Here is an 8,708-nt window from a genome sequence, read left to right as displayed (position 1 = left end):
CCCATCATTTTAAATGAGTAAGATCCCTCAGAGACGATGAGGTTGATAGGTCCGAGGTGGAAGCATGGCAACATGTGCAGCTGACGGATACTAATCGATCGAGGACTTAACTAAAAATAAGGAAGCGCAATGGGCTTGCCCAGATGCGACACGCATAAGACAAGACACCGTAAAGTCCATGGTTTTGGGACTTGGAGGTGGATTGACTTATGACGCGAGCATCTAGCCCATGGAGCTGGACTGAATAAGGAAGCGAAGACGACCGGTTAAATCCGCCGGGATAAGCAAGACCGCGGAAAGGGTGTGAATTTTCACCCTTGGAGAGGTATTGCTTATAACGAGAGGATTTGGAGTCGTAGCTGAACTGATAAAAAGTGAAGGCGACTGGTTAATAGCGTACGGATAGATAAGACAGCCTGTAGTACTCTGAACTTTGAGTACGAAAGGATGGATTAACTATACGCTAGCTATTAGGAGCCGGAACTAGATTGAATAAGGAAGCGCAATGGGCTTGGTCGCCTCTGCTAAACAAAACTATGTCTTGTACCAACTTCTTATCTAGTTTTGAAGGTACATAGGTAATGTTTTACCTTTGAACTTCATAAAAGATCTGGTGGCTATAGCAAAGAGGTCACACCTGTTCCCATGCCGAACACAGTAGTTAAGCTCTTTTGCGCCGATGGTAGTTGGGACTTTGTCCCTGTGAGAGTAGGACGTCGCCAGGCAATTTTAAAACCCCCACTGAAGGGCTATCTTTAGTGGCGGGTTTTTTTAGGTTAATCAGGTATCTACATAGAGCTTTCCATCATTTTTTATCTGATTTTTTAAAAAATAAATCAGATTAGATTGGCATTTTATAACTAGTAAGTTAAAGTAGATAATATAGATAGGAGAGATGAATCATGGGACATAATTTTGATACGAAAGCAGTTCATTTAGCATTAAAAGGGAAAAACATAGACAGTAAAGTAACCCCAATTTACCAAACAACGGCGTTTACGTTTAATGACTTAGAGGACTTAGAGGGCTTCTATCAAGGAAAAAAAGATTATCTTTATTCTAGAACTGGTAATCCTAACACTGATGAATTAGGGCAAGCTGTTGCTCAACTAGAGGGCGCACAAAATGGTGTAGCTACCTCTTCAGGATTGTCGGCAATCTTAGTTGGAGTCCTTGCCGTGGCTAAGTCAGGTGATCATGTATTAGCTTCGACTGATATTTACGGTGGAACATACCAATTATTAGCTAATGAATTGAAAGACTTTAGTATAGAAGTAACCTTTGAAGATTTTAGTGATATTAACAAAATTGAAAAACATATAAAGTCTAATACTAAATTGATTTACTCAGAATCAATCACTAACCCTTTACTAAGAGTTGAGGATACAAAAGCGTTGGCTAAACTGGCAAAGAAACATCAGATTTACTCAATGATTGATAATACATTTGCAACACCATACTTATGTCAACCTTACCAGGATGGTGTTGATTTAGTAGTACATAGTGCTACCAAATATTTAGGTGGTCATAGTGATGCAACAGCGGGGGTGCTTGTTGGTCATGAGGAATTAATTGAAAAAGCGAGAGCAAGGGTAGTTAATTTAGGCACAAACTTAAGTCCATTCGAAGCATGGTTAACGTGTAGAGGGATTAAAACGTTAAGTGTACGGATGGAACGTCAGGCTAGCAATGCACAGGCTCTAGCTAATGCATTGCGAAATAATAAAGGCGTTGCTAAAGTGTATTACCCATCTAATGTATCGGAAAAAGGAAATGGGGCAATCGTCTCCATCGATATAACAGGAAGATGTGATGTCAATACATTCTTTCAATCCTTGTCATGGGTTCAAATTGTGCCAACTTTAGCTGGTGTGGAATCAACCGTGTCTTACCCATTAGCTACTTCCCATCGAGCCTTACCTAAAGAAGCACAAGATGAGCTAGGAATTACTGAAGGCTTAATAAGAATATCGGTAGGAATTGAGGCTGCGGGGGATATTATTGAAGCATTTGAATCAGCCATTTCAGCATCAAGAACCCACTAGTACTGCTAGTGGGTTTTCTTATGGTTAAATAAGGCACTAGCGTATTTCTTGATTAATGAGTGCAATATGCTTTGCTTTACCGATTTATCTGTAAACAATTCAGATAATTTTTAAAACTGTTAAAAAGATGTTAAAATTGTGAAGACTTTTGCGAGGGAGGCGGGGAGGAAAAATGGATTCCAATGATACAAATTCCAGGTTTTCTTGGGATGATTATATAGGTGTTATGAAATTTGAAGGTGTCGATGCCATTTTATTTTGGACAGAAACTGCAATGAAATCTTTTTTAGATACATTAGAGGAAGTTTCAGGGGATGATGCTGCGGAATTTGTACTTGAAACAGCAGGGTTTCGGATGGGACAAATCGTAAGTGATTTTTTTAATTATGAAAAGCAAATTGATATGATACAAAATATCCCTCAAATCTATGCAGATGCAGGATGGGGGAAAATTGAAATTGTCCAAGCATCAGAATCAAATAAAACGGTTTTAATAAGGCTATGGAATACGTGGGAATATAAAATAAATAAACTCCAAGATAAAAAACAGATGGGAGCTTTTCTACCAGGCCATATTGCAGGAATTTTAACAGGGTTATTTAATAATTATATAGGCTTTGAAGTTAGACAAAGTCAAATACAAGGTTCAGACTATGATGAAATTTATTACTATCCTCAGGTACAGTCATCACTCGGCAATGTCCACGATTTTGCTCGAAAGAAAGAGAAAGAGGAAATTATTAAACTGGAAGAATTAGTCCAAGAAAGGACGAAGAAATTAACCAGACTTGTTAAAGAAATTTCCTCACCTATTATTCCTGTTTTAGATAACATCGTTGTTATCCCGCTTCTCGGCAAGTACGATGAAGTTCGTGCCAATGACATAATCTATCAGACCATGAATGCATTGCCATCGTATGATCCGGATTTTCTGTTACTTGATTTGACCGGAATTGATGATGATGTCGACGATTATTCGGTTTCATTGATTCAAACATTAACAAGCTCAGTCAAATTATTAGGAACAGAATGTATTATTGTAGGTATTTCTCCAAAAATAAGTATGAAAATTACTGAATCAAGGTTTGACCTTAAAGGGCTTGAATTTTTCTCTACGTTAAAACATGGAATTCACTTTGCTCTTGCTCAACAAGGAAAACGGATTATAGGTTAATCAATTGCGCATATCCCTCCGTTTAAAAGGCAAACTAGTGGAAAAAGGAGGAATATACGTGAGCAAGACAAAGAAAGAACATGCATTTAAGAAAAGTTATGAGTCTGATGGGATTATGGGAAAAACTAAAAATACGAAATCTACTAAAAAAGAAAAAAGGTCCAAAGAAGAGGACCCAATGTTTTTCAATACAACAGAATCGAGCGAATAGAGCACCTTTTTGATAAGGTGTTTTCTTCGTATTTGGGTTTTCGGTCGATACTATAATAAGAGAGGGGAAGAAGATTATATTACAACCAATCCCAGATCGAATAAAAGAGAATTTAAACATTTTGTTTGTTGGCTTTAATCCGAGTATTCGTTCTGCTGAAACGGGACATCATTTTGCCAATCCGAATAATCGGTTTTGGAAAATTTTAAATGAGGCAGGTCTAACCCCCAGAAAATATTCATCTGAAGAAGATGTAAAGCTTTTAGATTTAGGGTATGGATTGACAAATATAGTGGCAAGGCCGACGAAAGAGGCAAAAGAAATAACGAAGGAAGAATATGAGGTTGGCCGTGAGCAGTTAATACAAAAGGTCAATACGTTTAAACCCAAGGTTATTTGCTTTGTTGGAAAAGGAGTATATCAACAGTATGCAAAAAAGCAAAACGTTGACTGGGGAGTTCAAGACGAACCTGTTTCAGACCAAGTGGAATTTGTTGCGCCTTCCTCTAGTGGTTTGGTTCGAATGAAATTAATTGAGGTCGTAGGCATTTATAAAGAAATCCATCCATTATTAACTAATGAGTAAGGGGAATGTAGAATGGAATATGCAGTCATAACAGGAACATCAAGAGGCTTAGGGGAAGCGATTGTAAAATTGCTTATTAAACAGGGGATCCATATTATTGGGATTGCCAGACATCCAAATGATTCGATAGCAACTCATGCAGTTAATTATGGTGTTACTTATATACATGAAATTTGTGATTTATCCGTTCCAGGGCAAGTGGAAGCTACGTTTAACACCATTGCATCTAAGCTTGCTGGTGAAAATGTTAACCGGGTTCACCTAATTAATAATGCAGCTATAGTTGATCCTATTGAAAAAGCCGGTTACTTAACGACAGAATCTCTACAAAAACATGTAAATGTAAATTTATTAGCACCGATGGCGACTACCAATATATTTATCAAGATGGCCAATGAGTCAAACACCCCTGTGATTGTTACGAACGTGACTTCTGGTGCAGCTAACAGGGCAGTTTATGGCTGGAGTGCATACTGTAGCACAAAAGCAGGCTTGGACCGTTTTACCCAGTCTGTAGCACTTGAACAGGAAGAACTTGGGACGAATAATAAGGTTATTCTTTTTAATCCTGGAATTATGGATACCGAAATGCAAGCAGAAATTCGGTCAGCATCTAAAGAGGCATTCAAAGATATTGAAAAATTTAAACAGTACAAAGAAAATCAAAATCTTAGACAAAGCGACATAGTGGCTGAAACATTAGTTAAAGTTTTGACTAATTCCGCTACAGTTATAAATGGTAAATACTATAACGTAGTTGACCTTTTGAATTAACTTTAACTTAGAAAACATTTAAAAGTTGATAATGTCTGAGCAACACCACGTCGAGCTCGTATCAGCGTTATTGTTCAAAAACTGGCTGGGAAACTATTCCCGGTCAGTTGATTTAAACTAAACTTAAACTAACTCTACCAACATATCCATCGTACAGACCCTCAAAGCAATCGTATTTCTTTCCGGTTCATGAGTTCCGAAACTAATTTGTTAATATTAGGTCATTGTTGCACTATCTTAGGCTAAAAATATGTTAAACTTTAATACGTTAAAGAAATTATCATGCTGCCAAAACGTATACTATTGTACTTCTATATAGAAAGGAAGTTGAAAGGACAATGATAACACGAAAAAGTAGACGAGAAATTGCGCTGATGCAGGAAGCAGGACGCCTTCTAGCTTCCTGTCATAAAGAAATTGCTAAGATGATAAAACCAGGGGTAACAACGAAAGAAATTGACCAGTTTGTTGAAGAGTATTTAGCAAAACATAGTGCAACACCAGAACAAAAAGGCTATAACGGATATCAATTTGCAACTTGTGCATCGATAAATGATGAGATCTGTCATGGTTTTCCTCGTGATGAAAAGTTAGAGAATGGCGACATCGTGACCATTGATATGGTAGTCAATTTAAATGGTGGATTAGCAGACTCAGCATGGACCTATGTAGTTGGTGAAGCGGATGATAAGACAAAGCGGTTTTTAGAAGTAACGAAAGAGTCGCTCTATCGAGGGATTGAGCAAGCAAGAGTTGGTAATCGTATTGGTGACATTGGCCATGCGATTCAATCCTATGCAGAAGCAGAGGGTTTTTCTGTCGTGCGTGACTTTACTGGACACGGTATTGGAGCAACCATTCATGAAGATCCACACATTCCTCATTTTGGCGAGCCAGGAAAAGGTGTCAGGTTGAAAGAGGGGATGGTTGTAACTATTGAACCGATGCTGAATGAAGGGACTTGGCAAAGTAAAATGGATGACAACAGTTGGACAGCACGTACGGTTGATGGGCGTAGGTCTGCACAGTTTGAACATACCATTGTCATTACAAATCAAGGTCCACTCATACTAACTGATCAAGATAATCTAGACTAACACTAAGACAATTAAAAGAATAACAAATAAGATAGTCTGCCTAAACAGAGACAAACTCAACGTTAACAGAGTTTGTCTTTGTTCACAGATAAGAAAGTATATAAAAATCTAATAGCTGTCTAGCTCAGGCGGGTCTAGCAAGGCGCGACTTGCGCTTTTCTTAATTCATCCGTTTTGGATAAAATGACAGATATAAAATATCTTAAAAGCAGTTAGGGATAGATGGGGACTCTAACGTATCGGCGTACAGCTGCTTTGCAGTAGTTAGTATAATAGGGGGAAGAAAGTATATATGGTAACGAAAGTAATCGAAAAGACACAACCATCAACAAGGATGTTAATGATACAACGTGGAATATCCAAAGGGTTCCCCATTATGTTAGGGTATTTGCCAATTGCATTAACCTATGGTGTATTGGCAAAACAAGCGGGGATGAACGTGTCAGAAATAACCTTAATGAGTGTACTTGTGTATGCTGGCGCCAGTCAGTTCATGGGAGCGGGAATGATTGGCGCAGGAGCTGGCATGCTTGAAATCGTGATTGCAACATTTGTGTTAAATTTTCGTCATTTTGTCATGAGCCTCTCCTTTATGAATCGATTAAGGGGAATTCCTTTAAGATGGAAGGTGCCGTTGTCATTTGGGCTAACCGATGAATCCTTTGCCGTATCATCTTTACATACGGAGGAAGCTAAACAAGACAAAGGAACCTATTTCTATGCTGCTTTAATGCTTACTGCCTATTCCTCTTGGGTGATTGGTTCCTTTCTTGGTGGAATATTAGGCGATATAATTCCAGATGCACTCAGTCAAAGTATGGGGATTGCTCTTTATGCTATGTTTATTGGGCTATTAATCCCGTCAGTAAGAAAAGAGTGGCGTGTTGGAATAATAGCTACTGCTGCCATGTTAATCAATTATGAATTAAGTCTCTACATTTCAAGTGGATGGGCAATTGTATTTGCGACAATAATTGGTGGATTTTGTGGAATAGTTTTATTAAAGGGGGATAAATCATGATTATTTTAACAATTATTGGAATGGCGCTAGTGACAGTTATACCACGATTTATCCCTGCGTATATCGTTGATAAAATTCAATTTCCGACCTGGGCAAATAGGTGGTTAAATGCAATTCCTTATGCCGCACTAGGAGCACTAATCTTTCCAGGCATAAGTTCAGTTGTCCCTGACCGACCCTCAGTTGGATTGATTGGTGGAATAATTGCAATAGGGTTAGCCTTTTTTGGGTTGAATATTATCTTAGTTGTCATAGCAGCCATCTCCACAGTATTTATTCTGACGTTATAGTTTGTAAGGACTTGTTCAAAAAGGATAAGTCTTTTTTTACGTATAAAAAAAACAGGAGCCGTCTAGCTCCGAGCACCAACCCAATTCTTACTACGGTTGCAAAGTGAATCGTTGATGCCAAGTTTTTCTTATTCTTTATAAGGATGAAAAATCAGTAATGAGGAAATGATTAGTTATAGCTAATCATTTGAAAGGATTGAGAGTGAAGTATGGATAATAATGTGAAAAAGGAAAGTGAAATACACGAGAAAAGATGGGCAATTGTCTCTCTTGCTTCCATTCCACTAATCATGACGTTAGGTAATTCCATGCTCATTCCTGTACTTCCTCTTATGGAAGATGAACTTGGTATCTCTAAGTTACAATCAAGTTTAATTATTACTGTATATTCGATTGTGGCTATTTTTCTAATTCCTATTGCGGGGTTTCTGTCTGACCGTTACGGCCGGAAAATCGTTATTATTCCTTCTTTATTGCTCTCGGGGGTCGGAGGACTTATTTCTGGATATGCTGCTTGGAAAATGAAAGACGCCTATCTAGTTATTTTATTAGGGAGGGTGCTTCAAGGGATTGGAGTATCTGGAACTGCACCAATCGTTTTGCCTCTAGTAGGAGATATGTTTCGACGTGAAAAAGATGTCAGTGCAACATTGGGCCTTGTTGAAACTTCTAATACCTTTGGAAAAGTGTTAAGTCCAATTTTAGGCTCACTATTAGCAAGTATTGTTTGGTTTATTCCGTTTTTTTCCATTCCGATTTTTTGCTTAATTTCAGCTATTCTCGTTTTAATATTGGTTAAAAAACCTAAACACGATAAAAAGGGACCAAAGTTTCCAGAGTTCTGGAAGAATACGAAAAAAACATTCCACACACACGGCGGATGGTTACTGTCTGTTTTTGCAATTGGGGCAATTTTGATGTTTATATTGTTTGGGATCCTTTTTTATTTAGCAAGTGTTCTTGAAGATATGTATCATGTAAAGGGGATTAGAAAAGGACTTTATTTGGCTGGTCCGCTTGCCGCCCTTTGTTTTACTTCCTATCTTACCGGTAAAGGTATTAAGGATAATTTAGTCAAAATGAAATGGATTACATTTACAGGGATCATTGTAACAGCTTCCGCCGTAGCAGCTGTACAATTTTCCAATCAATTCCTATATTTGTTATCAGTCTTTTTAATTTGTGGAATTGGAATAGGTGCGGGTCTGCCGTGTTTGGATGCACTTATTACAGAAAGTGTAAGTAAAGGAGTAAGGGGGACTATCACTTGTATTTATAGTTCAGCGCGTTACATGGGGGTTGCTGCAGGGCCACCAATAACAGCCCTTTTAATGGACCGGGACATTATATGGATGGTTATTACGATGGTCGTTCTCGCGCTTATTTCGGCTTTTCTAGCACTGAAAGTAATTAAACCACAAGAGAGTTCAGAGCCTGCAACTACCTTATTTATGAAGCAAAAATAAATAGGAGTAACAAAGGATACGTAATCTTTACGTATCCTTTTTTA

Annotated in this window: 9 protein-coding genes and 2 rRNA genes; all 11 read left to right on the top strand. The window is 38.0% G+C overall.

Translation table 11 applies throughout. The features are described from left to right. Positions 1-114, top strand: a 23S ribosomal RNA gene (locus NC799_RS10320); the annotation flags it as partial. 495 nt (positions 115-609) lie between these two features. After that, positions 610-725, top strand: a 5S ribosomal RNA gene (gene rrf / locus NC799_RS10315). A 177-nt stretch (positions 726-902) separates the two neighbouring features. Then, positions 903-2,045, top strand: coding sequence for a trans-sulfuration enzyme family protein (locus NC799_RS10310; RefSeq protein ID WP_272446371.1), 1,143 nt, complete (start codon positions 903-905; stop codon positions 2,043-2,045). Positions 2,046-2,217: 172 nt separating this feature from the next. Beyond that, complete coding sequence (locus NC799_RS10305; protein WP_272446370.1) at positions 2,218-3,219, top strand: STAS domain-containing protein; 1,002 nt, start codon at positions 2,218-2,220, stop codon at positions 3,217-3,219. Between the two features lie 58 nt (positions 3,220-3,277). After that, the gene (locus NC799_RS10300; protein WP_272446369.1) at positions 3,278-3,430 is read left to right on the top strand and encodes a hypothetical protein; all 153 of its coding nucleotides are present in this window, start codon (positions 3,278-3,280) and stop codon (positions 3,428-3,430) included. 73 nt (positions 3,431-3,503) lie between these two features. Further along, positions 3,504-4,016, top strand: coding sequence for a G/U mismatch-specific DNA glycosylase (mug, locus tag NC799_RS10295; protein ID WP_272446374.1), 513 nt, complete (start codon positions 3,504-3,506; stop codon positions 4,014-4,016). 12 nt (positions 4,017-4,028) lie between these two features. Beyond that, the gene (locus tag NC799_RS10290) at positions 4,029-4,790 is read left to right on the top strand and encodes a (S)-benzoin forming benzil reductase (protein ID WP_272446368.1); all 762 of its coding nucleotides are present in this window, start codon (positions 4,029-4,031) and stop codon (positions 4,788-4,790) included. 338 nt (positions 4,791-5,128) lie between these two features. Continuing rightward, positions 5,129-5,887 (top strand): type I methionyl aminopeptidase, encoded by a 759-nt coding sequence (gene map, locus NC799_RS10285; protein ID WP_272446367.1) that lies wholly within the window; start codon positions 5,129-5,131, stop codon positions 5,885-5,887. 292 nt (positions 5,888-6,179) lie between these two features. Further along, positions 6,180-6,908 (top strand): AzlC family ABC transporter permease, encoded by a 729-nt coding sequence (locus NC799_RS10280; protein ID WP_272446366.1) that lies wholly within the window; start codon positions 6,180-6,182, stop codon positions 6,906-6,908. Next, positions 6,905-7,198, top strand: coding sequence for an AzlD domain-containing protein (locus NC799_RS10275; RefSeq protein ID WP_272446365.1), 294 nt, complete (start codon positions 6,905-6,907; stop codon positions 7,196-7,198). Before NC799_RS10280 ends, NC799_RS10275 begins: the two co-directional genes overlap by 4 nt. A 209-nt stretch (positions 7,199-7,407) precedes the next feature. Further along, positions 7,408-8,664, top strand: a complete 1,257-nt coding sequence (locus NC799_RS10270) for an MFS transporter (RefSeq protein ID WP_272446364.1) — start codon at positions 7,408-7,410, stop codon at positions 8,662-8,664. Positions 8,665-8,708 lie beyond the last annotated feature (44 nt).

This window comes from Aquibacillus salsiterrae (assembly GCF_028416595.1).
Taxonomy (GTDB): Bacteria; Bacillota; Bacilli; order Bacillales; family Amphibacillaceae; genus Aquibacillus_A; species Aquibacillus_A salsiterrae.
The sequence above is the reverse complement of the archived record's forward strand: the minus strand, read 5'-3'. Positions and strand labels throughout refer to the sequence as shown.